The organism is Promicromonospora vindobonensis, from assembly GCF_042685865.1.
Classification (GTDB): Bacteria; Actinomycetota; Actinomycetes; order Actinomycetales; family Cellulomonadaceae; genus Promicromonospora; species Promicromonospora vindobonensis.
The window spans coordinates 1,880,369-1,907,293 of sequence record NZ_JBHUOG010000002.1 but is presented as its reverse complement, the minus strand read 5'-3'; the positions used below and the strand labels follow the sequence as shown (position 1 = coordinate 1,907,293).

At 72.0% G+C, this 26,925-nt stretch carries 22 protein-coding genes; 13 read left to right on the top strand and 9 right to left on the bottom strand.

Annotated features, from left to right (window positions below; all coding sequences use genetic code 11):
• Positions 1 to 193: 193 nt before the first annotated feature.
• From pyrH to ACFS27_RS21755, 5 genes are all read left to right on the top strand, one after another.
• The gene (gene pyrH / locus ACFS27_RS21775) at positions 194 to 913 is read left to right on the top strand and encodes a UMP kinase (RefSeq protein WP_377191126.1); all 720 of its coding nucleotides are present in this window, start codon (positions 194 to 196) and stop codon (positions 911 to 913) included.
• 112 nt (positions 914 to 1,025) lie between these two features.
• Positions 1,026 to 1,583, top strand: a complete 558-nt coding sequence (gene frr, locus ACFS27_RS21770) for a ribosome recycling factor (RefSeq protein WP_377187377.1) — start codon at positions 1,026 to 1,028, stop codon at positions 1,581 to 1,583.
• Between the two features lie 44 nt (positions 1,584 to 1,627).
• Positions 1,628 to 2,482, top strand: coding sequence for a phosphatidate cytidylyltransferase (locus ACFS27_RS21765; protein ID WP_377191124.1), 855 nt, complete (start codon positions 1,628 to 1,630; stop codon positions 2,480 to 2,482).
• Positions 2,483 to 2,547: 65 nt separating this feature from the next.
• Positions 2,548 to 3,642, top strand: coding sequence for a 23S rRNA (adenine(2503)-C(2))-methyltransferase RlmN (rlmN, locus tag ACFS27_RS21760; RefSeq protein WP_377191122.1), 1,095 nt, complete (start codon positions 2,548 to 2,550; stop codon positions 3,640 to 3,642).
• 5 nt (positions 3,643 to 3,647) lie between these two features.
• Positions 3,648 to 4,190, top strand: a complete 543-nt coding sequence (locus ACFS27_RS21755; RefSeq protein ID WP_357471144.1) for a DivIVA domain-containing protein — start codon at positions 3,648 to 3,650, stop codon at positions 4,188 to 4,190.
• A 48-nt stretch (positions 4,191 to 4,238) separates the two neighbouring features.
• Here the strand turns inward: ACFS27_RS21755 and ACFS27_RS21750 are convergent, their stop codons facing one another.
• Complete coding sequence (locus ACFS27_RS21750; protein ID WP_377187374.1) at positions 4,239 to 4,634, bottom strand: MerR family transcriptional regulator; 396 nt, start codon at positions 4,632 to 4,634, stop codon at positions 4,239 to 4,241.
• Between the two features lie 58 nt (positions 4,635 to 4,692).
• On the opposite strand from ACFS27_RS21750, the gene ACFS27_RS21745 reads away from it, so the two are divergent.
• Together ACFS27_RS21745 and ACFS27_RS21740 are read left to right on the top strand one after the other, a co-directional pair.
• Complete coding sequence (locus tag ACFS27_RS21745; RefSeq protein ID WP_377187371.1) at positions 4,693 to 5,952, top strand: MFS transporter; 1,260 nt, start codon at positions 4,693 to 4,695, stop codon at positions 5,950 to 5,952.
• A gap of 129 nt (positions 5,953 to 6,081) precedes the next feature.
• Positions 6,082 to 7,776 (top strand): vWA domain-containing protein, encoded by a 1,695-nt coding sequence (locus tag ACFS27_RS21740; RefSeq protein WP_377187368.1) that lies wholly within the window; start codon positions 6,082 to 6,084, stop codon positions 7,774 to 7,776.
• Positions 7,777 to 7,797: 21 nt separating this feature from the next.
• Here ACFS27_RS21740 and ACFS27_RS21735 read toward each other — a convergent pair whose 3' ends face one another.
• Positions 7,798 to 8,082 (bottom strand): hypothetical protein, encoded by a 285-nt coding sequence (locus ACFS27_RS21735; RefSeq protein WP_377187365.1) that lies wholly within the window; start codon positions 8,080 to 8,082, stop codon positions 7,798 to 7,800.
• A 107-nt stretch (positions 8,083 to 8,189) separates the two neighbouring features.
• The gene (locus tag ACFS27_RS21730; RefSeq protein WP_377187362.1) at positions 8,190 to 9,527 is read right to left on the bottom strand and encodes a hypothetical protein; all 1,338 of its coding nucleotides are present in this window, start codon (positions 9,525 to 9,527) and stop codon (positions 8,190 to 8,192) included.
• 150 nt (positions 9,528 to 9,677) lie between these two features.
• Here ACFS27_RS21730 and ACFS27_RS21725 point away from each other — a divergent pair, with 150 nt between their 5' ends.
• Complete coding sequence (locus tag ACFS27_RS21725) at positions 9,678 to 9,950, top strand: hypothetical protein (protein WP_377187359.1); 273 nt, start codon at positions 9,678 to 9,680, stop codon at positions 9,948 to 9,950.
• Between the two features lie 29 nt (positions 9,951 to 9,979).
• Here the strand turns inward: ACFS27_RS21725 and ACFS27_RS21720 are convergent, their stop codons facing one another.
• Together ACFS27_RS21720 and ACFS27_RS21715 are read right to left on the bottom strand one after the other, a co-directional pair.
• Entirely contained in the window at positions 9,980 to 11,263 is a 1,284-nt protein-coding gene (locus ACFS27_RS21720) for a DUF418 domain-containing protein (protein ID WP_377187356.1), read from the bottom strand.
• Between the two features lie 47 nt (positions 11,264 to 11,310).
• The gene (locus ACFS27_RS21715) at positions 11,311 to 13,461 is read right to left on the bottom strand and encodes a DEAD/DEAH box helicase (protein ID WP_377187353.1); all 2,151 of its coding nucleotides are present in this window, start codon (positions 13,459 to 13,461) and stop codon (positions 11,311 to 11,313) included.
• A 128-nt stretch (positions 13,462 to 13,589) separates the two neighbouring features.
• Here ACFS27_RS21715 and ACFS27_RS21710 point away from each other — a divergent pair, with 128 nt between their 5' ends.
• Positions 13,590 to 14,315 carry a hypothetical protein gene (locus ACFS27_RS21710; protein WP_377187350.1) on the top strand — a complete coding sequence of 242 codons (726 nt, stop codon included), beginning with the start codon at positions 13,590 to 13,592 and terminating at the stop codon, positions 14,313 to 14,315.
• A 74-nt stretch (positions 14,316 to 14,389) separates the two neighbouring features.
• Here the strand turns inward: ACFS27_RS21710 and ACFS27_RS21705 are convergent, their stop codons facing one another.
• Positions 14,390 to 17,440, bottom strand: a complete 3,051-nt coding sequence (locus ACFS27_RS21705) for a hypothetical protein (protein WP_377187347.1) — start codon at positions 17,438 to 17,440, stop codon at positions 14,390 to 14,392.
• 152 nt (positions 17,441 to 17,592) lie between these two features.
• Here ACFS27_RS21705 and ACFS27_RS21700 point away from each other — a divergent pair, with 152 nt between their 5' ends.
• The gene (locus ACFS27_RS21700; protein ID WP_377187344.1) at positions 17,593 to 19,392 is read left to right on the top strand and encodes a RyR domain-containing protein; all 1,800 of its coding nucleotides are present in this window, start codon (positions 17,593 to 17,595) and stop codon (positions 19,390 to 19,392) included.
• 13 nt (positions 19,393 to 19,405) lie between these two features.
• The gene (gene dxr, locus ACFS27_RS21695; protein WP_377187341.1) at positions 19,406 to 20,575 is read left to right on the top strand and encodes a 1-deoxy-D-xylulose-5-phosphate reductoisomerase; all 1,170 of its coding nucleotides are present in this window, start codon (positions 19,406 to 19,408) and stop codon (positions 20,573 to 20,575) included.
• 121 nt (positions 20,576 to 20,696) lie between these two features.
• On the opposite strand, the gene thiD is transcribed toward dxr, so the two are convergent.
• The gene (thiD, locus tag ACFS27_RS21690) at positions 20,697 to 21,593 is read right to left on the bottom strand and encodes a bifunctional hydroxymethylpyrimidine kinase/phosphomethylpyrimidine kinase (protein WP_377187338.1); all 897 of its coding nucleotides are present in this window, start codon (positions 21,591 to 21,593) and stop codon (positions 20,697 to 20,699) included.
• A gap of 93 nt (positions 21,594 to 21,686) precedes the next feature.
• Entirely contained in the window at positions 21,687 to 22,268 is a 582-nt protein-coding gene (locus ACFS27_RS21685) for a TetR/AcrR family transcriptional regulator (protein ID WP_377187335.1), read from the bottom strand.
• 122 nt (positions 22,269 to 22,390) lie between these two features.
• Between ACFS27_RS21685 and ACFS27_RS21680 the strand changes: the two genes are divergently transcribed.
• Together ACFS27_RS21680 and ACFS27_RS21675 are read left to right on the top strand one after the other, a co-directional pair.
• Entirely contained in the window at positions 22,391 to 23,419 is a 1,029-nt protein-coding gene (locus tag ACFS27_RS21680) for an aldo/keto reductase (RefSeq protein WP_377187333.1), read from the top strand.
• 45 nt (positions 23,420 to 23,464) lie between these two features.
• A complete protein-coding gene (locus tag ACFS27_RS21675; protein WP_377187330.1) occupies positions 23,465 to 24,448 on the top strand; it encodes an SDR family NAD(P)-dependent oxidoreductase in 984 nt (327 codons plus the stop codon).
• 87 nt (positions 24,449 to 24,535) lie between these two features.
• On the opposite strand, the gene ACFS27_RS21670 is transcribed toward ACFS27_RS21675, so the two are convergent.
• Positions 24,536 to 26,842, bottom strand: a complete 2,307-nt coding sequence (locus tag ACFS27_RS21670) for a hypothetical protein (RefSeq protein ID WP_377187327.1) — start codon at positions 26,840 to 26,842, stop codon at positions 24,536 to 24,538.
• Positions 26,843 to 26,925 lie beyond the last annotated feature (83 nt).

Genomic DNA, 26,925 nt, shown 5'->3' with positions numbered 1-26,925 from the left:
TGGTGCGGTGTAGAGCCGGTTCGGCTCCACTTCGCACCAGGGGGCTCGAGGCCGGTCCGGACGCTTCTGCCCCGCGCAGAGGTGTGTTGCCCGCGAGTCGGGCAGTATTCCGGAAGAGCCAGTGTCCCGGTAGTGACGACCGAAGGGTGACGGACCAGTGAGCGACGAGGCGACCCAGGACTTCGCGGTGGACATGGAGGGCAGGCCGGCTCGGCGTGTGCTCCTCAAGCTGTCGGGCGAGGCATTCGGCGGCGGCAGCGTAGGGCTCGACGCCGACGTGGTCCGGCGCATCGCGAAGGAGATCGGCGTGGCCGTGCGAGACGGCGTGCAGGTCGCCATCGTCGTCGGTGGCGGGAACTTCTTCCGTGGCGCCGAGCTGAGCGTGGCAGGCATGGACCGGGCCCGCGCCGACTACATGGGCATGCTCGGCACCGTCATGAACTGCCTGGCACTCCAGGACTTCCTGGAGCAGGCCGGCGTCAAGACGCGCGTGCAGACCGCCATCACCATGGGCCAGGTCGCGGAGCCGTACATCCCGCTGCGCGCGATCCGGCACATGGAGAAGGGCCGCGTGGTCATCTTCGGTGCGGGAGCAGGCATGCCGTACTTCTCCACCGACACCGTCTCGGTGCAGCGCGCGCTGGAGACGCACTGCGAGCAGGTGGTCATGGGCAAGAACGGGGTCGACGGCGTGTACGACTCCGACCCGCGCCGCAACCCGGACGCGAAGAAGCTCGACCACCTCACGTACACCGACGCCCTCGTCAACCGGCTCGGCGTCATGGACGACACGGCGCTGGCCATGTGCCGCGACAACAACGTCCAGATGCGCGTGTTCGGCATGGAGGGCGAAGGTAATGTCACCCGTGCGCTGGCCGGCGAGCCCATCGGCACGCTGATCACCTCACGCTGATTCACTCCCGCGGGTCGGCACGGTCCGCGAAGCGCGCGATCCTTTCGGTAGCCGGGCAAAGTGTCCGTAGAGTGGCCCCGGCACCACCCGTAGACGAATGACAGGAGCAGTGGTGATCGACGAGACCCTCCTCGAAGCCGAGGAAAAGATGGAGAAGGCGATCGAGGTCGCCAAGGAGGACTTCGCGGGTATCCGCACCGGTCGCGCCAACGCGGGGATGTTCAGCAAGATCACCGTCGACTACTACGGCGCGCCCACGCCGCTGCAGCAGCTGGCGTCGTTCAACATCCCGGACGCGCGGACCGTGTTGGTCGCGCCGTTCGACAAGAGCTCGGTGCCCGCTGTCGAGAAGGCGCTGCGCGACTCCGACCTGGGCGTGAACCCGGCGACCGACGGCAACGCCATCCGCATCGTGCTGCCCTCCCTGACCGAGGAGCGCCGCCGCGACTACGTGAAGCTCGCCAAGGCGAAGGCCGAGGAGTCGCGCGTGTCGGTGCGCAACATCCGGCGCAAGGCCAAGGAGACGCTGGACCGCATCGTCAAGGACGGCGAGGCCGGCGAGGATGAGGTCACGCGCGCGGAGAAGGAGCTGGACAAGCTCACCAAGAGCCACGTCGACATCATCGACCAGCTGCTCTCCAGCAAGGAGAGCGAGCTGCTCGAGGTCTGATGTCCGCACCGCCTCGAGACAGAACAGAGCGAGACAATGCGCACATCGCTGTGAGCCCTGAGCCCGAGCCCGAGTCCGCGCCGGTCCCGAAGCAGTCGCGTGCCGGCCGTAACCTGCCTGCCGCGATCCTGGTCGGCGTCGGCCTGCTCGGGATCGTCGGTGCGTCGCTGTACTGGCGGCCCGAGCCGTTCGTGCTCCTCGTCGTCCTCCTGATGTGGGCAGGGCTGTGGGAGCTGCGTCAGGCGTTCGCGCGCCGGGAGCTGCGGCTGCCGATGGTGCCCCTGTTCGTGGGGGCCGCCGGCATGATCGTCTCGGCGTACCGCGGCGGCGCCGAGGCGCTGTTCGTCGCCTTCGTCCTGACGGTGGCGGCGACCGTGGTCTGGCGGGCGCTCGACGGCTCCGGCCTCAGCGCGGTGCGGGACTCCGCCGCCTCCGTCTTCGCCGCCGCGTACCTGCCGTTCCTGGCCGGCTTCGTGGTCCTGATGCTGGCGCAGCCCGACGGCGAGATCCGGGTGGTGCTGTTCATCCTCCTGGCGGTCGCCAACGACACGGGCGGCTACATCGCCGGAGTCATGCTGGGCCGGCATCCGCTGGCGCCGACCGTAAGCCCCAAGAAGTCGTGGGAGGGCCTGGCCGGCTCGATCGTGCTGGCTACGGCGGTCGGGGTGCTGGGAGCGGTGTACGGGCTCGGCGAGAGCCCTGTGCTCGGCATCGCGCTCGGCGTCATGACCGCCATCACTGCGACTGTGGGCGATCTCGCGGAATCGCTGCTCAAGCGTGACCTAGAATTGAAGGACATGGGCTCATTGCTCCCGGGGCACGGGGGCGTGCTGGATCGCCTCGATTCGATGATTATCACAGCGCCCTTCGTCTATCTCGTGCTCTCGGTGGTTGCCTGATGAAAACTCCCCTTGCCCAGCCTGTCGTCCGACCCTCGGACGAGACCCCTGCCATCCCGCTGCAGATGGCACCGAAGCGCCGCGGCAAGCCGCCGAAGCACTTCGCCGACCTGACTCCCGAGGAGCGGGTGGCGTCCGTCGTCGAGGCGGGCGAGCCGGCGTTCCGCGCCAAGCAGCTCGCCACGCACTACTTCACGCACTACACGAGCGACGCGACGAAGATGACGGACCTCCCGGCGAAGTCCCGGGAGGCGCTCGCGACCACGATGTTCCCCGAGCTGATGCGGCCCACCCGCAAGCTCGAGGCCGACGGCGGCACCACGGTCAAGACCCTGTGGCACCTGTTCGACGAGGCCAAGGTCGAGTCGGTCCTCATGCGCTACCCGCAGCGCACCACGCTGTGCGTCTCCAGCCAGGCGGGCTGCGGCATGGCCTGCCCGTTCTGCGCCACCGGCCAGCTCGGCCTGACCCGCAACCTCTCGACCGCGGAGATCCTCGAGCAGGTCCGCGCGGCGTTCCGGTCCCTGGCCGACGGCGAGATCCCGGGCGGTGTCACCCGGCTGAACAACCTCGTGTTCATGGGCATGGGCGAGCCGCTGGCCAACTACAAGGCAGTGATCGAGACGGTGCGGGCCCTGGTGGCGCCGCAGCCGGAGGGCTTCGGCATGTCGGCCCGCAACATCACGGTCTCGACGGTCGGCCTGGTGCCGGCCATGCAGAAGCTCACCAAGGAGGGCATCCCGGTGACGCTCGCGCTGTCGCTGCACGCGCCCGACGACGACCTGCGCTCCGAGCTGGTGCCGATCAACACCCGCTGGAGCGTGGACGAGACCCTGGACACCGCGCGGAACTACTTCGAGGTCACCGGGCGTCGCGTGTCCATCGAGTACGCGCTGATCAAGGACATGAACGACCACGGATGGCGGGCGGACCTGCTCGGCGAGAAGCTCAACGCTCGCGGCCGCGGCTGGGTGCACGTGAACCCGATCCCGCTCAACCCCACGCCGGGTTCGATCTGGACGGCAAGCGACCGTGAGGTCGAGGACGAGTTTGTGGCACGATTGCGCGGTCACGGGATCCCGACCACGATCCGTGATACCCGCGGGAGCGATATCGACGGGGCCTGCGGGCAGCTTGCGGCTGAGGAGGACGACGAGTGAGTGGGATGTTCAACAGCGTTCCCGCGATGCGCACCGGGTACGACAAGGACGAGGTCGACGAGTTCTTCGAGCACGCCCGACAGGCGTACGAAGGACGCACCATGGACCGGCTGACCAGCGCCGACATCCAGGCGTCCACGTTCGACCTGACGCGTGGTGGGTACAACACCCACGAGGTCGACGCGGCGCTCGACCGGCTCGAGGCGGCGTTCATCGCCCGGCAGCGCGCCGAGTATGCGGCGGCGCACGGTCAGCAGGCGTGGATGAACGCGCTCGCCGAGCGCGCGCGTTCCCTGTACGGGCGCCTGGGGCGGCCCGACGGCGAGAAGTTCGCGCCGGCCGACCGGGGTTCGCAGGGTTACGACAAGGACGACGTCGACGACCTGTGCGACCGGCTCATCGGGTACTTCGACCGGCAGGAGCCGCTGACGGCCGGCGACATCCGGTCGGCGACGTTCGGACGGGCGCGCGGTGCGGACGCCTACGACGAGGCCTCGGTGGACGCGTTCCTGAGCCGTGCGGTGGAGGTCCTGCTCGGGGTGGAATGATTCCTCCGGTTCCGAGAAGCCCGCGGTCGCGGTCTGCCTGCCTACAGGTCAGACGGCGACCGCGGGCTCTTCTGCTTCCCGGAGCAGCACCTCGTTCTGGGTCGCCTTCAGGAACGAGCGGATCGAGTCCCGGCTCCGGGTCAGGCAGTCGATGCGCGCCTGGACGCCGACGAGCTCCGTGGCGAGCTGCTCGGCCACCTCGCGCGGGCAGGTCGGCTCGTCGCACGCGGCAGCGAGCTCGGCGTCGAGCAGCACCTTGACCAGCCGCGTCGGGATACCGGCCTGGACCAGGCCCGCCACGCGGGACACCCGCTCCACGTGGGCCTCGGTGTAGGTGCGGTAGCCGTTGGGCGCGCGGTCCGCCTCGAGCAGGTCCTGCTGCTCGTAGTACCGGATCAGCCGCGTCGTCACGCCGGTCCGCGCGGCGAGCTCACCGATCTTCATGGTTGCCTCCGGGTAGCGCTTGACATTGACACCAGTGTCAAACTTTAGCGTTGCCGACATGGAGACAACAGGTATTACCCCAGCCCAGCCGGTCGCGGCGGACCCGCCCCAGAGCACCCGTCCGTCGTCATCCGCCGACGTCCTGCCCTGGCCCTCCCTGCTGGTGCTGGGCGGCGGGACGCTCCTCATGGTCACGGCCGAGATGCTGCCGACCGCCGTCCTCGAGCAGATGAGCACCGGTCTGGGCGTCGCCGAGTCGAGCACCGGGCTGCTGGTCTCCGTGTGGGCAGCGGTCGTGGTGGTCCTGAGCTTCCCGCTCGTCCGGCTGACGCGCGGACGGGACCGGCGTGCCGTGATCGCAGGCGGGCTGGCCGTCCTCGCACTCTCGTCGGCCCTGACGGCGCTCGCCCCGACGTTCCAGCTGGCGGTCGGTGCGCGCATCCTGGGGGCCTCCGCCGTCGGGCTGCTGTGGGCCACCACGAACGCGCACGTCGCAGACCTGGTCTCCGACCGCCTCCTCGGGCGCGCGGTGGCCGTGGTGCTCGGCGGGGCGACCCTCGGGATGGTGGTGGGGACGCCGCTGGCGCGGCTCGTCGCCGACGCCGCCGGCTGGCGGGCCGCCTTCTGGGCGCTCGCGGTGCTCGGCCTGCTGGGTGCGGTCGCCGTCCGGCTGGTCGTCGCGCGTGCGACCCCACCGGACGCGCCGCCGGACGGCGCTGCGACCCCTGCCGGAGCCCTCGCCGGTGCGCCCCGAGGGGGCATGGGGCCTTTGCTGGCGGTGACCGCGCTGGTCGCCCTGGTGCTGGTGGGCCACTACGGCGCGTACACCTACATCACCCGGCTGACGGAGCCGCCCGCAGACGCGCTGCCGGGCGGGATGAGCACGCTGCTGCTCGTCTTCGGGCTCGCCTCGGCGGCGGGGGTGGTCCTGGCGGGGCGGCTCGGCGACCGGAGCGGGCCGGCACTCGTGGTGAGCGTGACGGCAACCGCACTCACCGTGCTGGGGCTCGGCGTGGTGGGCGTGCACCCGGCGGTCGGGATCGCGGTGGTCGTGGCGTGGGGAGTCGTCTCGGGCGGCATGCCGCCCTTCGCCCAGACGCTGATCCTGCGGCTCGCCGGACCGGAGCGACGCTCGTTCGCCGGTGCGCTGATCCCGGTGCTGTTCAACGGAGGTATCGCCGTCGGTGCCGGGCTCGGGTCGCTGGTCGTGGCCGGCTCGGGCGTGACGGCGGTGCCCCCGCTGGCGGCCGCGGTCGTCGGCGTCGCGGCGGTGGGGCTGGCGCTGACGCTGCGGCGAGGCCGGGCAAGCACCACATGAAGATCGGATGAACGGTTGGTGCCGGCCGCGCATCCGGAGTGCACCTTCCGCCCCATATGCCACGATCGTGCCGTCAGGGCGTAGCCGGAGCTCCGGCGGGCCCGCCGGTCTGGTCGGGAAGGGCACGACGTGGAGACGGAGCCGAAGCGGGACGCTCGCAAGGATGGCGTCCGCATCACACCGCTCATGGCAGGGCTCGCGGTGGGGCTGGTCGCGGTGGTGGCGATCATCGTGTTCTGGATCAACCAGCAGCCACGGAACCCGGTGACGCTCCGGGTCCTCGCCGGCTCGGAGCTCGCGGACGTCATGGGTGACGACGAGCTCATGTCGGACCTCGAGGCCGCTACGGGCATCACCCTCGAACCGACGTACGTCGGCACCCTGCAGGGTGCCGACGCCATCGTCAACGGGGGCGCGCGGTGCGGGACAGCCGGCGGTACCGACTGCGACCTGGCGTGGTTCTCGTCGAACGACTACATGGAGCTCCTCTGGGACGAGAAGCGAGCCCTCGCGGAGGCGTCCGAGGAGCCGTGGGTGACGCAGAGCGGTGAGACCATGCGCTCGCCGGTCGTGCTCGGCGTGAAGAGCTCGGTCGCCCAGCGGCTCGGCTGGACCCAGGACCGCACGGTGTCCTGGAACGAGATCGCGGACCGCGCCGCCGAAGGCTCCGTGTCCTTCTTCATGACCGATCCGGCGACGTCGAACTCGGGCTTCTCGGCACTCGTGGGGGTCGCGTCAGGGTTCGACCGGAACGGCGACGACCTGAACCTCGAGGACGTCGATCCCGCCCGAGCAGGCGACCTGTTCTCCGGCCTCGTCCGGACCGCAGGGAGCTCCCAGTGGCTCACCGAGCAGTTCGTCGCGGACCAGGACGAGGCGGACGCGATAGTCAACTACGAGTCCGAGCTGATCGCCCTGGCGGGGTCCGGAGCGCTCGCCGAGGACCTGGTGATCATCTACCCGGAGCGGACGGTGTACGCGGACTACCCCGTCCAGCTGCTGTCCCCGGACCAGCAGGACGCCTACGACCTGATGACCGAGTGGCTCACGGCCCAGGACACCCAGGAGCGCATCTCCGGGACGACCCACCGCCGCACGGCGACGGACAGCGGGGTGCCCGACGACGACTCGGTCCCGTCGATGGACCCCGTCCCCGTGCCGCTGCCGGAAGACCTGAACACCGCCAACGGGCTGATCGACAACTACCTGCGCGACTACCGCGACCCCGCGCACACCATCTACCTGCTGGACACGTCGCGCTCCATGTCGGGAGCGCCCATGAACCAGCTCCGGCAGGCGTTCGGCGACCTCACGGGCAACGACACGTCGATCACCGGGGAGTTCGCGCGGTTCCGGCAGGGGGAGCGCGTGACGATCCTGCCGTACGACACCACCCCAGGGGATCCTGCGCAGTTCAGCCTCGCCGACCCGGAGCTTGACCCCCAGGAGCTCAGCCCGCTCCGCGACCACGTGTCCGACCTCGTGCCCGCGGGCGACGGGACGGCCATCTACGCCGCGTTGGCGGAGGCGTACGCACTGGTCGAACGCTCGCAGGCGGAGGAAGAGGGCTACTACACGTCGATCGTGCTGATCACGGACGGGGAGAACAACGACCCGAGCCTCGGCCTCGACGCGTTCGAGGCGGACTTCGGCGCCAGCAGCAGCGGGTCCCTCGGCACGCCGACATTCATCGTCATGCTCGGGGACGACGAGCGGTACGTCCGCGAGATGGAGTCGGTGGCGACGCTGACGGGCGGGCGGGTCTTCGACGCGGCGCAGACCTCGATCCGCGCGGCGTTCAAGGAGATCCGCGGCTACCAGTGACCCGTCGGCGGACCGCGCCGCTCAGCGGCTCCTGCTGCCGTCCGACCGGAGCGCGATGAGCCAGGCGCCGAGCAGCCCGGTGGCGAGCACCGCGGCCGTACCGATCAGCCAGACGTTGTCGTGCAGGACGAGCGAGACGACCGCCAGCACCAGGCCGAGCGCTGCGCTGGCCACGATCACCACGGTGGGGCCCGGGCCACGGCCCGGCCGCCAGATCGTGGCACAGATGGCCACGATCATGACCACGAGCAGGCCCGCGATCATCGCAACGGCGAAGTCTGCGACGAACTCTCCGGTCGCGTTCACGAGACGAGCATCCTCCATCGAATCTCGCGGCCACCCGGGACCTGCGTGGCTCGCTCCGGCGGCAGTCTTCCATGCCCCGACGTCTGCGCGGAAGGAAAACACGCAGGTCAGCAGGCAGGCGCCACCGGCGCATCCGAACCGGTGCTGACGTAGGCGTCCGAGACCCAGTTGCCCGGTCCGATCCGGTTCCACAGATTGGTGGTGCCGAACGTGCCGGTCACGGTGGTGCCGCGTGCGGTGCACTCGATCACCACGTTCGCGTGGTTGCCCGCGTGCCCGACGGCGGCGCGGCCGGTGCCGGGACCGGACCGCACGGTCAGCGGCCCACCGCTGGTGCGGACGATCCCCTTGGGCCCTGAGCCGGTCCAGAGATAGGTCACGGTGGTCCAGGCGTTGTCGGTCAGCCCGAGGCCGTCCCAGAACGTGCCGTCCCCGAGATCGATCCCTGCAGGGTTGGCGACCCGGCGGCCGAACCCGTCGAGCCCGCCGTTGTAGCCGTCCTCGTAGGCGGCCTGCGACTGTGGCCGGCCCTGCGGCAGATCGGCCCAGGACTGACGGGTCCCCGCAGGGTTCCAGTAGTCGTCGGTGGTGTTCCACGGGCCGACGTCCCAGACCGGCGCGTACGCGCACCGCCCGGTGCTGGCGGCACAGACCCGCACCGAGTAGCTCCCCGAGTTCTTCGCCGACAGGCCGCGCCGCGACGGGAGCGCGACGAAGTGGTCCCGTGGCTTGATGACGTGCCCGTTCGCCGTGGTCCCGCCCACCAGGCCCTCGCGGGTGGCGAAGACGCGGTACGTGTCCTCTCCGGACGCAGGCGCTGCCTCGGTCTCCGCCTCCTGCAGGGACCGCGACCGGGAGACGGCGGGCGTGAGCGTCACGGCCCGCACTGCCGGGCTCACGTGGGCCTCGCCGACGAGCGTCACGCGGGCCTGGACCGTCTCGGCCGGCGCAGGGAGCGGGGAGCCGGCCGGGACCCACTCGGTCCAGGAGTCGGGTCCCTGGGAAGTGAGCCGCCCGCGGACGTCGACCAGCACGGAGGTCCCTTCCGGCGCGGTGGCGTCGACGTCGGCCGCGACGGCGCTCGCGGGGGAGGTGAGGGCCATCGGCTCGGCGACGAGCTGGCCCGACACCTCCCGGTGCGTGCCAGGGCCGGCCCCGGCGCCGGCTTCAGCTCCGGCTTCCGCGGATGCCGAGACCGAGGCACCCGCTCCGGACGGCTCGAGGCGTAGCGCCCCGCTCTGGTGACGCACCCCCGCGTCGTCGGCGTCGAGGGTCGTGAGGTCGACCGACCAGGCCTGCGCGGGAGCTCCCGGGTCGGTGCCGGCGCCGGGTGCGACCCCCGCGACGGCGGTCCCCGGAGCGAGGGCGAGAGCACATGCGGTGGCGGCGGCTGTGGCGGTGAGGAGCACGGCGCGATGGCGCGTCTCGCGTACCTGGATCGGCATGTGCTGAATCTATGCTTCCGGGTATTTCACCCGCGAGGGGAAAGAGGTGAAATCTCGGTGTCCGGCAGCCGGGCGTCGCCAGGGCATCGCCCCGCGTGGTGCATGATCGGGGAAGCACCCAGAGCAGCACTTCCGAGCAAGGAGTCCCACGTGTCCGAGTTCCTGGCCGACAAGCCCGGCAAGCACGACCTCGACGGCGACGGCATCACGGACGTCGAGACCGCAGATACCGACGGCGACGGCGTGGTGGACGCCCAGTTCGAGGACTACGACGCCGACGGAGTCCCCGACGTCGAGCTGTACGACACCACTGGTGACGGGCGGCCCGACGTCGTCCTGGAGACCGCCGGCGGAACGCAGACGATCTCCGTGGACACCGACGGCGACGGCGAGGACGACGCCGTGGACTCGTTCCGCGCGTAACCCTGCCTCCCGTGCGGGCCCGTCCGCCGTCAGACCTGCACGGGAGCCGGCCGCGGACGGCCGTAGGTCAGCCTGCGCAGTGCGACCTCGGCCGGCCCGCGGCGGCCCGTGCGCTCCTGCCAGACGGCGAACCCGACCGTGAGCGCCCAGACGGCCACGGCGTACAGCATCATGCTCCACGAGCTGAGGTGCTCCCCGAGCCCGAGCCCCCACGCGGCGAGGACCGGCGCGCACAGCACGGACTGCAGCAGGTAGGAGGTCAGTGACCGCTTGCCCACCGCCTCGACCGCGCCCGCGAACGGCCCGTCCGTCACCAGCAGGTTGCGGGACGGCACGCCGCTGCGGCGCCGGGCGACCCGGTGGCCGATCAGGCCGAACAGCGCGACGTAGCCGAGGCCGCCGAAGAAGCCCGTCAGGATCTGCACGGGCATGAAGACCCAGGCGGCATGGTCGGGAACCGAGAGGGCGCCGACGTGGTCGAGAGCCGACGGCAGCGGGCCGAGCCAACCGACGGCGATACCGACGACCGCCACGCGGCGCAGCAGCGGCAGGTGCTCGCCCGGGTTCTCCAGGATGCGGCGGCGCCCGGCCCAGAACGCGAGCAGCAGCATCATCGGCACCACGAGCATGAGCACGCCCTGGCCGACGCTTCCCGCTGCCCAGAACAGCACACGCTCAGGGATGGAAGCGAGGTACGACGTCGACGTCATCGCCCCGGTGGACGACGCGAGGCCGGAAGCGAGCTCCTCGGCCACCGGGTCGTCGGCGGGGAGCTGTGCGGTGAACCACGCCCCGACGACGGCGAGCAGCGTGCCGACCGTCAACAGGCCGCCGAACACCCCCGTCCACACGATCAGCGTGCGGTCCTTCACCTGGAAGAACAGCCAGACCATGAGCAGCCCTGCGATGCCGTACGCGCCGAGCACGTCACCCATCCAGAGCAGCGCCGCGTGCACGAACCCGAACGCGAGCAGCAGCCAGTTGCGCTTCTGCAGGAGCCCACGGGCAGCGTCCTCGGAGGTGCCCGACGACACCTGCCGGTTGTAGAGCTGCATCATCCCGTAACCGAACAGGAACGCGAACATGGGGTAGGTCCGCAGATCCACGAGAACGATGATCAGAAAGGCGGCCACCTTGTCGGCCATCGAGCCGTCGACGGGGTGGGACGTGAGCCCCGCCGTCTCGCCGGCCCACAGGTAGAACGGAGTGTTGGCGACGGCGATCAGCAGGAGCATGAAGCCGCGCGCGAGGTCTGGCGCGGGGGATCGCTCAGCGGCCTGGACGGGGCCCCGGTTCAGGGCAGTGGTGGGCATGGGTCCATCCCAACAGGTCGCGGCGCCGGCCGCGAGCAAAACCGGTCCTATGCGGCCTGCCCGGCCAGCCGGACGCGCTCCTCCTCGACGATGCGCCGCGCGAGCTCGGCGTCGGCGACGTCGGTCGCGCCCGGTGTCACGGCCACCGTGGAGCGGCCGGCGTACTCGGCGAACAGCTCCGCCTTGGTGCCGAGGATCTCCAGGAGGCGCTCGTCCACGCTGTTCTCCACGAGCAGCCGGTGCACCTGCACGGTGCGGACCTGGCCCATCCGGTGCGCTCGCGCGATGGCCTGCGCCTCGACGGTGGGCTTGACCTGCGGCTCGCACAGGATCACGACGGAGGCCGCCTGGATGTTGAGCCCGACGCCGCCGGCCTCGATCTGGCTCACCAGTACCTTCGGCTCCGGCGCCCGGGTGAACTCGTCGACCAGCTCCTGCCGCCGTCCGGCAGGCACGGAACCGGTGATGGGCCCGATCGCGAGCGGGCCGAGCTCGGCCAGCACCGTCTCGATCACGTCGCGGAAGAACGAGAAGACGACCACCTTGCGGTTGTTGTCCATCGCCTCGGCGACGATCTCGCGCAGCCGCACCAGCTTCGCCGTCGGTTCGGGGGCCTGGACGAACGCGGCCCGGCGCATGTCCGCGAACGACCGCTTCAGCACCGCCCGCCGGTAGGCGGCTCCGTCGTGCTTGCCGAACCGCTCCCACTCGTCGACCTGGACCAGCTCGGGCAGCTCGGTGAGCACGTCCTCCTGGTTGCGCCGCAGGTACACCGTGGAGACCGACCGGCGGAACGCCGCGGCGCCCGCCAGGCCGGCCGCCGGGTCGATCGACTCCGCGACGTCGGGCTTGAGGTAGTGCACCAGGTTGCGGAACTCGTCGACGGTGTTCTCCATGGGCGTGCCGGACATGAACAGCACCCGTTCGGCCGCCCCGGCCCAGTCCGCGGTCCGCTCCGAACGCTGGGCCTGCGGGTTCTTCACGTAGTGCGCCTCGTCCACCACGAGCAGGGCCGGCCGGGGCAGTCCCTCGGCGCGCAGGTGGCCGAGCTGCGGGAACGTGACGACACCGACGCCGCCGTCGGCCACCCAGGTGCGGATGCCGGCGTCGCGCTCGTCGCTGTGCAGCACCCGGACCGGGAGCCGGGAGTGCGCGGCCACCTCACGGGCCCAGTTCGCGGCGACGCTCGCGGGGCAGATCACCAGGAAGTGCCGCCGGCCGCGCGCGGCGAGGTGCGCCATCGCAGCGATGGCCTGGACGGTCTTGCCCAGCCCCATCTCGTCGCCAAGGATGGTGCGCCGCTGCACGAGGGCGTACCGGGCGCCGAACGCCTGGTACCCGCGCAGCGAGACCGTCAGGAGCGAGGTGTCCAGGTCCTGTGCCGTGACCTGGTCCACCACCTCCTCCGGCAGGTAGCCCTCTGCCGCCTCCACGTCGATACCGAGGTCGACGAGCTCGCCGAGCGCTGTGTAGTAGGCGGCGGCACGGGCCTCGTAGTCCCGCCAGACCTCCGCGTCCGACGTGCCGGTCAGCGTGCGGTCAAGGCGTCGCAGGGCGTCGGTGACCCCGGAGGCGTCCAGCCCGTCCACCGTCTCGCGGAGCACGGCCAGCGCGGTGTCTGCCGCCGCTGTGCGCTCGCGGCCCGCGAAGAGACGCTTGACCAGCGTGGCGCGCACGGCTCCCACCTCGGCCAGGCGGGCCAGCTTCGGGACGTCGACGTCGGTCCGTTCGCCCCAGGCGTCGAAGAACCGGGCGACCTGCTCGTGGGTGTGCAGAGCGCGTACCAGGTCGGTGACGAGCGGATCGTCCGGGTCCGGCTCGATCCGGAAGGTGAGGGCCTCGTCGACGGCGTCGAAGATCTGCCGGGCGGCCTCGCGGAGCAGGCGGGCGGTCTTCGGCCCGACGCCGCCGATCGCGTCGAGCTCCTGGGTGGTCGCTCCCAGCAGATGGGCGACCGTGCGGAACCCCGCTGCCTCGACCGGCCCCACCCGCACCCGCCCGGTGCTGACCTCGCGGATCCGGTCGACGGGAACCTCGGCGAGCTCTGCCAGCACCCGGGCGTCCCGGACGGCGCGGTACGCGACCCGTACGCGTTCAGGGGCGGCACCGCGCTCGGTCAGCGCGTCCGTGCCCAGGGCATGCCGCGTACGGGCCTCCCCGAGGAGGTCGCGGGCGGCGGCGCGGGACCAGGTCTCCATGGCGGCTGACGGTACTGGGTGCGCGCCGTCGCGAGGTAGGCGTACACGCCGTCGTGGCCGCGTTGCGGTGCATACCGGACTGAACGCTCGTTCTGGTAGTTTCGTCGCACCGTGGACAGGAGGAACGAGTGAGCACGGACGCAATGCCGCAGCAGGCACAGGCGGCGCAGGTCACCGCAGCAGAGGTCACCGCAGCAGGGGAGACGACGCCCGAGGTGACGCCGCAGACGGCGCTGGACGTCGTCGAGCGTGACGGGGGCCCGGAGCAGGTGGCGGCAACCGAGCAGGTGGCGGTTTCCGAGCCGGCAGCAGCTCTCGAGCAGGACAAGGCCTCCGAGCAGGACAAAGCCCCTGAGCAGGACGAGACCCCGGAGCGCGAGGAGAACCTCGAGACGCGCACGGCCGCCAGGCTGCACCAGCTCGTGGCCTCGGGCGCGGAGAAGCTGCCCGGCGAGGCCGGGAGCACCGTGTCGAAGCTCGCCGTGGCGCTGCTGTCGTTCGGCAGCCAGGCCGCGACGAAGGAGCAGGACAAGCCGACGACGAAGCTCTTCGGCGAAGCCGTCCAGCTGTACAAGAGCCTGGACGACGACGACCCGACCAAGCAGCGCGAGGTGCTCGAGCACGCGCTGGAGACGTTCACGACGTCGGCGATCGGCGGCAAGGAGCGTTCGCAGGTGCTGGAGGTCGCCGAGGAGGCGATGAACCTGTGGGGCAAGCTGCGCGGGACGTCGTCGGACCTCGCGAAGTCCGACGCCGCCGTCTCGATGCGCTCGCTCACCAGCGTGCTGCGCAAGGAGGGCCGCGACGAGGAGGCGGACGAGACGGAGAACGAGGCCAAGCGTCTCGAGTCCTGACCCCCCGTTGAGTGCTGGTTGTCTGCGCCTCTGTGCATCATCGAGGAGCAGATATCCAGCACTCGACGGCGTTGTCAGGTGGCGCAGGCCGGGGCGTCGTCCAGGGTGACGCCGTCCGGCATGTCCGCCGTCGTCGCCTCCCGCCCCGCCATCGCGCACGCCCGCGCGATCATCTGGTCGTCCGAGAAGGTCCAGCCGGTGGTGACACCGTGGTCCTGGACCACGAGGAGCTGGCCGTCGGCGGCGTGCACGTCGCTCGGCGCCACCTCGCCGCCTGGCGCATACAGCCTGGTGGCGAGCTCGCCGACCTTCTGGCCGGTCTCGATGTCGAAGAACGCCAGCGCCGGGCCGCGGTTGCGCGCCACGAGGTTCGGCCCTGGCAGCACCGCCATGACGTCGCCGTAGGTGCCGGTGAGGTCGAGCACCTCCGGATCACCCGGACCGGTCACCGACCGCAGGCGCACCGCCGAGTCCACACCCAGCGTGACCAGCTGGTCCGGCCCGGGCGCCTGCGCGGTGTCCTGGACCGGCAGTGCCTCCTCCTCGGTGCCGCCGATCATGTGCACCTGGGCGACGCTGCTGCCGCGCACCGTCCACACGTCCGTCTCGCCCCGGACCGCTGCGTCGAGGTCGGCCACGCGTAGCGAGAAGTCGCGCGGCGCTACCGCCACCTGGCTCCCGTCGTCGGCGATCGCCACGCGGCCGGGCGCCGCCCACTCGGGTTCGAGGCGCGGCGTGGTGCCGAGGGGCCCCGGGACGTGCACGGCGCGCTCCTGGAGCCCGGCGTCGAGCAGGTGCAGGCCCGAGCACGCGTCGACCAGGAGGATGTCCTGGCGCGCTCGCTCGGCGCTGACGATGGTGGCGCAGGCCGGGTCACCCCCGTCGAGACCCGGCGCGACCAGGTCGCGGAACCCCGCCTCGTACCCTGCGGTGGTGCCCCCGTCGGTCCGGTAGGCGTTGCCGTCGGGGGTGACGAGCAGAAGCCGGTCCTGGTCGAGCCAGACGGGCAGGAGCGGCCGGCCGGCGTCGTGGCTCCCAGCGGGCAGCGTCACCGTGCCGTGGCCGTGGATGGTGACGGTGCCGTCCGACCAGGACGCCGCGCTGCTCGCAGGCCCCGTCGAGCCGTCCCGGTAGGTGGCCAGGACCGCCGCCGGGCCGTCGGTGCCGGCTTCCCCGGCGGTCGTGGTCCGCGCGGCCGCTGCAGCGCCGGCCGCGCTCGGCAGCGGCACGTCACCGTGCGTGCCGGCGGTGGACCACAGCGCGATCCGGCCGTCCGACGCCGCCACGACGCGGTCCGTCCCGATCAGGACCGGCGGGCCGGTCCGCCGGATGCCGGACAGGTGCCAGGTCCGCCGCAGGTCGGTGTCCCCGGAGATCTCGCACGCGACCAGCCCGCTGTCGGTCGCCACCAGGGCGCGCGTGGCCTCGTCGTCGATCGCGACCACCTCCGGGTCGGACCAGACGCGCGGCACCGGGCAGTCGGCAGTGCGCACGGAACCGTCGGCCCAGCGGTGCACCGTGACCGTCGTGCCCTTCGCGTCCGAGCGGAGGGTCGCCCAGTCCTGCAGGGACGGCGACGGGACGGCGCCGTCGGGCAGGTCGACGGTCCTCTCGTCGGTCGGCTCCAGGGTGTCGAGGCTGCGCACCTCGAGGGTGCCCGCCGCGGCGTCCGCCACGGCGAGGGTGCGGCTGGAGCCGACGGCGAGGGACGTGACCGCCAGGTCCGTGTCCGCCTTGGCGTGGAACGCCAGGCGCTGCTCGTGGGGGCGCTGCGACCCGGCGTCGGACTCCAGCACCGTGAGGTCGCGTCCGGCCAGCTTGATGCTGCCGATCCGGTTCGCGCCGGTCGTGGCGTCGTGCCACGCGATGAGGAGCATGTCGCCCTCCGGCGTGACCGCCACCGCCGTCGCGCCCGGCAGGTCGAGGTGCGTCTGGCGGCTGGTGCTGCCATCGGGCAGCGGCCCGAACCGGCCGACGGTCACCCCCAGGTCGTCCACAGCGGCCACGACCATGCCGTCCGCGCTCCCTGCGACGAAGGGTCCAGGGTGGCCCGAGCCGGTCACCGTGCGGAACGGGGTGCGGTCGCCGCGCAGGACGGCGGGTTCGCCGTCGTCGGGGTTCCACCGCACGAGGTCGCCCGTGTCCGTCCGCCCGACGACGCCGGTGCTGGTCGGCGCGACGTCGGCGAGCTCGGTCTCCTCCGGCACGTCCACGGTGCGCAGCAGGTACGGGTCGGCGGGCTCGTTCGCCGTGACCGCGTTGAACAGCGCGGTGCGGGTCTGCCCGTCCCGGAGCCGCCCGACCGCCTCGACCGCCAGCAGCTGCGCCGTCGCAGGGTCGTCCTGGTGCACGACGTGCGACGTCGCGCCGAGCAGGTGGGCGGCGTTGGCGTTCACCGCATCGTTCGCGCGGGACGCCTCCTGCGCGGCATACCCGAACGCGGCGACGGACACGGCCAGCATGGCGCCGAGGGCCGTGATCGCGAGACGGCTGCGCAGACCGGCCGAGCTCTGCCGAGCGATATGGGCGCTGAGGATCTCCTCGGTGCTGACGTCCGGGCCGCGCAGCGGGGCGACGAGCTCTGCGAGCGCCGTGGCCCGGTCCGGGTGCTGCCGCCCGAACTTGCGCCGCTGGCGCAGCCGGGTCAGGTCGGTCCACTTGGGTTCGTGGTCGATCCGCTCGGCGAGCGGCGCAGGCAACGCCGTGGTGCTGATCGTGTCGATCTCGTTCGCCGTCTGGTTCCAGACGATCTTGCCGCTGGTCAACGCCACCAAGAGGGTCTCGGGTTCCCGGTGGTCGAGCCACCAGGCGACCTCCTTGGCCACGTAGTGGGAGCTGGCGGCGCCCTCCGAGGCGAACAGGATGAGGAAGTCCGAGCGCTCGAGCTTCCGCTCGATGGCGTCCCACAGGCTGGGGTTGTTCGCCAGGCCGGTCCGGTCCAGGAAGATGTTGAGGTCGGGCACGCCGTCGCGCTTGTCGAACTCCAGGAGCTGCGCGTGAAAGTCCGGGGCGAACTCGCCGTCGGAGTCGCGGCTGTAGGACAGGAACCCGTCGTACCGGTCGGTGCGCGGTGCCACGGACGCTCGGGCGGTGGGCAGCAGGCCGCGGGCTCTCCGGTCGGTCATCCTTGCCCCCGCAGCCTTTCCTCGGCGAATGTTGCGGACCGGAGAGAAATGTACCCCCGGTGTGTAGTGTCGCCGCTGGTCATGACGCTAGCGACCTTCAGCCTGAAATGCACCGTCAGGTGCCCTGGCGGGTCGGATGAGGGAGGCACGAGATGGCGGCTCCGGAGCTGGTGTTTCCCCGCGGCGGACCTCGCCGGCTGCGCGTGCGCCGGTCGTGGGTGCGCGCGAGCTTCGCCGTGCTGTTCGGGGTGGCCTTCGGGCTGGGCCTGTGGGGCTTCTGGATCTACCGGACCTCTCCGGGCTTCGCCTGGGGCACCACCGGGTGGGACGTCGTCTACTACTCCGTCCAGCTCTTCGTGCTCGGCGCCGAGGCCACGAACGAGGGCGGCGACCTGCCCTGGCAGCTGCAGGCGGCACGCTTCCTCGCCCCTGTCGCCACCGGCTCCGCGGTCTTCGAGGCCGTGCGCTCCCTGTTCGCCGACCAGTTCGCGCTGATGCGCACCCGCCGGCTGCGCGGGCACGCGATAGTCGTCGGGCGGACGCCGACGGCCGGCGTCATCGCAGCGGCGCTCGCGGCGCGGGGCACCCTCGTCGCGCGCACGGCGGCGGGGGACGCCGAGTCGTTGCGCAACGCAGGAGTGTCCGGTGCCGCCGTGCTGTACGCGTGCGAGGGCGAGGACGACGAGCCAGGCGTCAACGTGCTCACGGTGGCGGTCGCCAGCCGCGCGGAGCGGGACCCTGCCCTGCCAGGGCTGCGCCTGAACGCCCATGTCAGCGACCCGGAGCTCGCGCTGGCGCTGCAGGCCCGCCATCTGAGCCACCCGCAGCCGGGCGTCGACTTCTTCACGCTGGGCGAGCTGGTCGCCCGCTCGCTGGCCCGGCGGGACCAGACGGTCGCCCGCGGTGCCGCCCCGCACATCTCGGTGGTCGGGCACGGGACGTTCGGCCGGGCGCTCGTCGTCGCGTTCGCGCGCCTGCGGAGCGTCGAGATCGCCTCCGGCGGAGAGCCCCTCACGGTGAGCCTCGTCGGGCCCGGCGCGCAGGAGGCCGCCCGCGCGCTGCGGGCGCGCTGGCCCGGCGTGCGCGCAGCGTGCCGGCTCGTCCCTGTCGAGACGTTCGCCGAGGTGCGGGCCCTCGGCGCGCCCCAGCGGGTCTACGTGTGCCACGACGACGACGGCGACGCGCTCCGGAACGCGCTGCGGGACAGCGACCTCTGGCGGGCCGGCAAGGGCGCTGTGGTGCTCCGTCTCAACCGGCTCGCGGGGCTGGGCGGGTTGTTCGGCACCCACGACGGGGCGATCCTCGACGACCTCGGGGGGCGGCTCGACGTCGTCGAGCCGGGCACGCTGCTGCGCAAGGCGACCGCGCCCGGTGCGCTGGTGCACGACGACGTCTACGACCTGATGGCCGTGTCCGCGCACCTGACCTACCTGCGCAACCAGCGTGCGCGGGGCGTCGCCTGGCAGAGCACCCCTGCGATGGTCTCGTGGGCGGACCTGTCCGACGACCTGCGGGCCGCGAACCGGGCCCAGGTGCGGGCCATCCCCGACCGGCTGCGCCAGATGGGCTGCACCGTCGCGCCCGCCGGCGACGCCGAGCACGGCCGGATCCCCGAGCCCGTGGTGGACGCGCGGGCGGTCGACGAGCACGCACGATGGACGGCGGAGAAGCTCGCCGCCGGCTGGGCCTACGGGCCCGAGCGGGACGACGTCCGTCGTCTGCACCCGGACCTGCGGCCCTGGGACGACCTGTCGGAGAGCGACCGCGAGAAGGACCGCGCGGCGATCCGCGCGATCCCGGTCATCCTCGCGGACTTCGGCCTGCACGTCGTCCCGCTCGACGACGACGCGGGCTTCGAGGCCGCTGACGCCGCTGTTCCCGACCCGCGCGGCGTGGTCCGCGGCTGGCGGATGTTCGGCCGGGGGCGTGCCGAGCAGCCGCACGAAGGCTGACAGGATGAGGCCCATGCGAAGCGTCACCCTCCTCGGCTCCACGGGCTCCATCGGTACACAGGCCATCGACGTCATCGGGCGCAACCCCGACCGGTTCCGCGTGGACGCCCTGTCCGCAGGCGGCTCGGACCTGCCGGCGCTCGCCCGGCAGGCGGCCACCCTCGGTGTCCGCGCCGTCGCCGTGGCCGACGCCGCCGCGCGTCCCGCGCTGACCGTGCTGCTCCGCGACGCCGGGGCCGACGGCGTCGAGGTGCTCGCCGGGCCCGACGCAGCGACGGAGCTGGCCGGCCGGGGGAGCGACGTCGTGCTCAACGGGATCACCGGGTCGGTCGGTCTGCGCCCCACGCTCGCCGCGCTCGCCGCCGGATCGACGCTGGCGCTCGCGAACAAGGAGTCGCTGGTGGTCGGGGGCGCCCTGGTCAAGGCCGCCGTGCGGCACGAGGGCCAGATCGTGCCCGTGGACTCGGAGCACTCCGCCATCGCCCAGTCGCTGCGTTCAGGTGCCGCGTCCGAGGTCCGCAAGCTCGTCGTGACCGCGAGCGGGGGGCCGTTCCGGGGCATGTCGCGGGCCGAGCTGCGGGACGTCACGCCCGAGCAGGCCCTGCGGCACCCCAACTTCTCGATGGGCCGGGTGGTGACCACCAACTCGGCGACCCTGGTGAACAAGGGGCTCGAGGTGATCGAGGCGCACCTGCTCTTCGACCTGCCGTTCAGTGCGATCGACGTCGTGGTGCACCCGCAGCAGATGATCCACTCGATGGTCGAGTTCGCTGACGGCTCCACCATCGCCCAGGCCGGGCCGCCGCGGATGCTCGTGCCGATCGCCCTCGGTCTGTCCTGGCCGGAGCGCCTGGCCGACGTCGATGTCGCCATCGACTGGACCAAGGCCGCCACGTGGGAGTTCGCGCCGCTGGACGACGACGCCTTCCCCGCCGTGCGCCTGGCCCGGCAGGTCGGCGAGGCGGGCGGGACCTTCCCAGCGGTCTACAACGCGGCCAACGAGGTGTGCGTGGACGCGTTCCACGACGGTGCCATCGGGTTCCTCGACATCGTCGACACGGTGGCCGCCGTCGTGGAGGCGCACGCAACGACCGGGGCGGGCTCCGCTGCGTCGGTCGAGGGAGTCCTCGAGGCAGACGCCTGGGCCCGTGTCCGCGCCCAGGAGATCCTCACGTCGGCATAGCGTCGTCGGCGCCCGCCGCCGTCCTGCCACGCCATCTTCGGCGGCCCACGCCATCTTCTGCGCTTGAGCCGATCAGACGCGGAGGATGGCGTGGCCCGCAGACAATGGCGTGGGCGAGCGGTCAGGCGCTCCTGCCGGCGAAGGCGTGGTCGACCGGACCGTGCCCGCGCCAGGGGCCCGGCGCCGTGCCGGTACCGCCGATGACCAGGTCGTCAGCCGCACTGAGCGTCCCCGTCAGGTAGTCCTTCGCGGCGCGTGCCGCCGGTTCCCACCCGTCGTGCAGCGGCCGCAGCACGGCGCACGCCGAGCTGAGCGTGCAGCCGGTGCCGTGGGTGTTCCGGGTGGCGATCCGCGGGGCGGCCAGGGCGACGACACCGTTCGGCCCCGCGAGGTGGTCCACCGACTCGGCGGTGTCGAGGTGCCCGCCCTTGACCAGGGCGAGCTGGGCGCCGAGCTTGAGCAGCATGCGGGCCTGGTCAGCGGCCTCGGTGGCGTCCCCGGCCAGCTCGACACCGAGCAGCACAGCGGCCTCGGGCAGGTTGGGCGTGATCAGGTCGGCCAGGGGGAGCAGCTCGTCGCGCAGCACCGCCTCGGCTTCGGGCGCGAGGAGCCGGTGGCCCGACGTCGAGACCATCACCGGGTCGAGCACCACGTACGGCGCTGGTCCGGCGGACCGCAGCTCGCGCAGCACCGCGGCGATCGACCGGGCGACGTCGGCGTCCGTCGTCATGCCGATCTTCACGGCGTCCACGGCTACGTCGGCGAACAGCGTCTCGAGCTGCGCGGTCACCATGTCGCCGGGCACTGGCAGCACCCGGGTCACGCCGGTCGTGGACTGCGCCGTCAGCCCCGTGAGCACGGCGCAGCCGTAGCCGCCGAGGGCCGCGAAAGTCTTCAGGTCGGCCTGGATCCCGGCCCCGCCGGAGGGGTCGGAGCCGGCGATCGTCAGCGCGACGACCGGATGGCCGGGCGGACGGGTACGCGCGACGGAGTCGGGCAGAGCAGGACCAGGACCCATGAGGCGTTCCTTCGCTAGAATTACCTAGAGCAGGTTCACGGGTGCTTCTCAGCCGGGCTCTCGCCCTGGCGCCCCGCGCCATGTCGGCCCACCTTAGACGGGTTTGGCCCCGTACTGCAGCCCGTCGACCAGCAGGTCGAGCATGCGCCGGCCGTGGTCCGGCCCCTCGTCCTCCATGGGCAGGGACAGCTTCGAGACGGCGTACAGGAGGTCCTTCGGGCTGGCGACGGCGCGGATCTCGCCGGACTCGGTCGCTGCGTCGAGCAGCGAGCCGAGCGCCGGGCCCAGTCGCCCGAGGAAGTAGGCGGGCAGGGCGTCGAACGCGGGGTCGCCCGAGTGCAGGGACGACGCGAGCCCGCGCTTGGTGACCAGGAACTCCGTGTACCGGTGGAGCCACTTCTCGAGCGCCTCGACCGGCTCGTGCCCCTCGGCGAGGGCGGGGGCGGCGGCGGCGCAGGCGTCGACCTCGTGCTGGAACACGGCCTTGACCAGGTCCGAGCGCTTGGGGAAGTGCCGGTACAGGGTCCCGACGCCGACGCCGGCCAGGTCGGCGATCTCCTTCGCCGGCGCGTCGACACCCGACGTGCCGAAGGCGGTCTTGGCTGCCTCGAGCAGGGCGTCGACGTTGCGCTGCGCGTCGGCGCGCAGTGCACGCGGCGCTGTGTTCTGGGTCACTTCGCTCCGATCTCTTGCTATCCGGAATGGCTTTCCATATAGTTCTGGAAGAGCGTTCCGCTTAGTCCGAGACTACGGCATCGCAGGAGCGCTCACCAGATCAGGAGCCCCAGGAGGACGCCATGCAGTACCGCACCCTCGGGCGGACCGGCATCAAGGTCAGCCCCTACGCGCTCGGCGCGATGATGTTCGGAGCCGTTGGCAACACCGACCACGACGACTCGATCAAGATCATCCACAAGGCCCTCGACGCAGGGATCAACGTCATCGACACGGCCGACGCCTACTCGCACGGCGAGTCGGAGGAGATCGTGGGCAAGGCCCTCAAGGGCCGACGCGACGAGGTCGTGCTCGCCACCAAGGTGCACCTGCCCATGAGCGACGACCCGAACCACCGCGGCAACTCCCGGCGCTGGATCATCGCCGAGGTCGAGAACTCCTTGCGCCGCCTGGGCACCGACCACATCGACCTCTACCAGATCCACCGCCCCGACCCCGAGACGGACGTCGAGGACACGCTGGCGGCGCTGACCTACCTGATCAACTCGGGCAAGGTGCGGGCCATCGGCTCGTCCACCATGCCCGCCGCCGACATCGTCGAGGCGCAGTGGGTCGCCGAACGGCGCGGGCTGGAGCGCTTCCGGTCCGAGCAGCCGCCGTACTCCATCCTGAACCGGGGTATCGAGCGCGACGTGCTGCCGGTCGCCCAGCAGTACGGCATGGGCGCCCTCGTCTGGAGCCCGCTCGCCGGGGGCCTGCTCACCGGCCGCTACCGCAAGGGCCAGGCCAACGACACGCACCGCGGCCGGTACGGGTTCGAGCACCTGCGTGACGAGCGCCGTCTCGACGTCGTCGAGCAGCTCGTCCCCGTCGCCCAGGATGTCGGCATCCCGCTGAACCACCTCGCGATGGCCTTCGCCATCGCGCACCCGGGCGTCACGTCGGCGATCATCGGCCCCCGCACCATGGAGCACCTCGACAGCGCGCTCGCGGGCGTCGAGGTGGCCCTGACCGACGAGGTCCTCGACCGGATCGACGCCATCGTCCCGCCAGGCACCGACGTAGGGCGCCTCGACATGGCCTACGACCCGCCGGCCCTCCAGCAGGCACCCCTGCGCCGTCGGCCGGCCGACCAGCGTGCGGCGGCCTGACCGGGAACCGCCGAACCGCCGAACCGCCGAACGAAGGATTTCGCCATGACGACCAAGCAACAGCCCATCGGAACCGGCTTCACGGCCGCCTCTACCGCCGCCGACGTGCTGGCCGGCGTCGACCTGACCGGCAAGAACGTCATCATCACGGGCGGCCACTCCGGCCTCGGCCTTGTGGCTACCCGGGAACTGACCAAGGCCGGGGCGTCGGTCACCGTCGGCTCGCGCGACCTCGATCGCGCCGCTGCGGCGGTCGCAGGGATCGACCGGGTCGAGGTCAGCAGGCTCGACCTCATGGACCAGGCGTCGATCGACGCATTCGTCGCGCGGTACCTCGATTCAGGCCGGCCGCTGCACGTCCTGATCAACAACGCCGGCTATCCGGCTCCCGCCGAGATCGTGCGGGACGCGCGTGGCTACGAGGCCCAGTTCGCCACCAACCACCTCGGTCATTTCCAGCTGACCCTGGGGCTGCACCCCGCACTGCGTGCCGCCGGCGGCGCCAGGGTGGTCACCACGACGTCGGGCGCGCAGCGGATGTCGGACATCCTGTGGGACGACCCGAACTTCACGCGCGGCGGCTACGACCCGGGCCTTGCCTATGCCCAGTCCAAGACGGCGAACGTGCTGTTCACGGTCGAGCTGGACCGCCGGTGGTCCGGGGACGGCATCCGCGCCTTCGCGCCGCACCCCGGTGTCATCGCCACGACGTCGTTCAACAGCGCGACGGGTGTTCAGGCGCAGCGGGCCCAGGGCCTGATCGACGACGCCGGCCGGCCGGTCATCGACCCGGAGCACGGCAAGAAGACGGAGGCCCAGGGCGCGGCGACCATCGTGTTCGGAGCCACCAGCCCGCTGCTGGCCGGTATCGGGGGTGTCTACCTGAACAACAGCGACGTCTCGCAGCTCGACGATAACCAGCCGCCGCCCACGGCGCAGGAGATCACGGCCGACGTCGTGTCGCACTCGATCGACCCGAGTTCGGCCGAACGGCTGTGGGCTCTGAGCGAGCGCCTGCTGGCGCGGTAGCGGCTCTGGCCGGATTGCTCTACCCGCCATTCGGCCCGAGAGTCTCCGATGTTTCGGGCCCGATCGCTGGGTGGGCGGGCCGCCGGCTCAGCGGCCTCTCGTCCAGTTGAACACCGCTATGCCCGTCACCAGGGCCCCCACGGTGACCAGGGCCGTCGCCGCGACCGCCTGGAGGCCGCTGATCAGCTCGGCGTCCAGGGCGACCTGGACGGTGCCGATCAGCGCGTAGACGCCGGCGAACACCGTGATGGCCGAGAGCGTGCCGTCCATCAGCCGACGGCGCCCGCGCTCGCGTTTCGCCTCCGCCGCCCGCTCCCGGTCACCGTGCAGGCGCTCCAGGGCCGCGAGGCGCGCGGCGATGGGCTCCTGCAGCAGCTCACGCAGCCGCTCGGTGACGACGGCGGCCTGCTGCTCGAAGTGCGACGCCTGCAGCAGCTGGTTCAGCATCCTGGACTCCAGGGCGGAGGCGAGGAACGTGGGCGAGGTGATGGTCGTCAGCGTGGTGCGGACCTCCGAGGCGAACTCGTGCAGGCGCAGCTGCTCGCGCGTGAGCCGCTCCTTGCGCTCCGCGAGATCGGCGCCGTTGTTCACGTCGTGGTCGGCGAGCATGGCCGCGACGAGCCGCAGGTGGTCCGCGAGCGTGGCGTTCCACGCGCTGAACAGTCCGTTGAGGCTGGCGACGAACTCGGCGAGCGAGCCGTACTGGGAGATCTTGAAGTGCGCGGTGCCGACCAGCGCGACGGTGGTCGAGTTGGTGGCCACCGCCACGACGTCGCCAAGGTGGCGCACCCCCTCAAGGAGCACCGGGTTGCGTTGGCGCAGCGTCCAGTCGCAGAGCGTCGCCGTGCCGTAGGGGACGGGCTGGAGCAGCACCTGGGAGCCGAACGCGGCCAGCAGCTCGTCGCCCATCGTGACGGGGGTGCGCTCCGCCGGGGACGTGGCGGGCCCGCGTCCCCGGCTCGCCTCGTAGACGGTGGTCACCACGTGCGCGCGTCCCTGGGCGATCTCTGTGCCCGCGCGGACCAGGTCCGCGGTGGCGCGCTGGAGCAGGTCGGCCAGGTCGAACAGCCGCTCCGGCGGGGGACCGTCGCCGTGGTCGACGTCGACGGGCGACCCGTCCGGCGTCATCCAGCGCACCCGGATGTCGGCGTGCAGGTTGGACAGCCGGAACCGGGCGTCCCGGACCTGCTGCGGCGACTGGTCGCGGGCCGAGTAGCGGAACCGGACGTAGTGGTTGCCGAACTCGGTGAAGCGCACGTCGCAGGACAGCTCGGCGATGAACGACCCGTCGGGCTGCTCCAGCTGCACGTTCGGCATCGACAGCGACACCCCGCCGTACGGGCGCGCGGCCCGGTCGACGCTCGCCCACACGTCGTCCATCTTGAGCCGGCCGCGCACCGCGAGCGCCTGGACGCCGAGCAGCCGGGGCCGCTCGTCGCGTTCGGCGAGGGTGCGGATCGCCGCGACGGCCGCGGCGGGCCTGATGTCCCGCAGCCCGAACGGGTAGATGTAGACGGTCCGCAGGCGGTCGAGCGTGAGCCAGGTCGCGTCGAGGTTGCGCTGCAGCTCGGTCAGGTGCATCCGGTAGGAGCGCAGCTCGCTGGCCAGGATGTAGTTGAGGTGCCGGTCGGTCTCGGCGGCGCGCAGACCGTCGAGCGCCGAGGCGAGCCGGGCCGGTTCGCCGGCCATCGCTTCGTCGGCGGCCCGGGCGGCGGCGGCCAGGGCGCGGAAGTACCGGATGCGGGTCACGGCCTGCGGTACGAGGGCGAGCCGGAACGGGGAGGCCGGGTCGGGGATCGCGCGGGCGGCCCTGAGCAGGTCGGTGCACCGCTCGCCCGCCTGGGTCGCGGCGTCGGCCACCCGCCCGAGGTCGCCCGCGCTCCGGGCGGCCGACGTGTGCATCTGGGTGATCAGGGTGCGGAGCAGCACGGCGACGGCGTCGCCCTCGGCACGGCAGACGTCGTCGGGCGCGCGGTCGCGGCACATTGCCCAGGTCTCGACGAAGGCGCGGAGCGGGACGATGATCCGGCCGTGCCGGAACGTGTACTGCAGGGCGTCGCTCGCCTGCGACCACAGGTAGACCCCGAGCAGGGCGGCGGCGCGGGGTCTGTGCACGACGGCGGTCAGGGCGGCGGCGGTCTGAGGGCCGCGGGGGTCGCCGGGCAGCGGGTGCCGGCGGTTCGGCGCCTCGCCGTCCTCGCCCATGTTCCAGCGGGACGCCGCCCAGATCGCGCTGACGTCGACCCCGATCTCACGGAGCTGTCTGGCGACGCGGGAGTCGCCGTCGGCGGCCGGCCAGGCGTCGGTCTGGAACATCGACGTGAGGCTCTCCGCCAGGGCGTGCGGGCCGTGGGGGTGCAGCTCCCGGGACCCAGGGATCGACGAAACCGACATGAGCGTCAGGTTAATGATCAGTAACCAATGTTTCAACGAATCACCATGAATCCGAAAGGAGGTGAACGTCGGGTGGCCGTCGC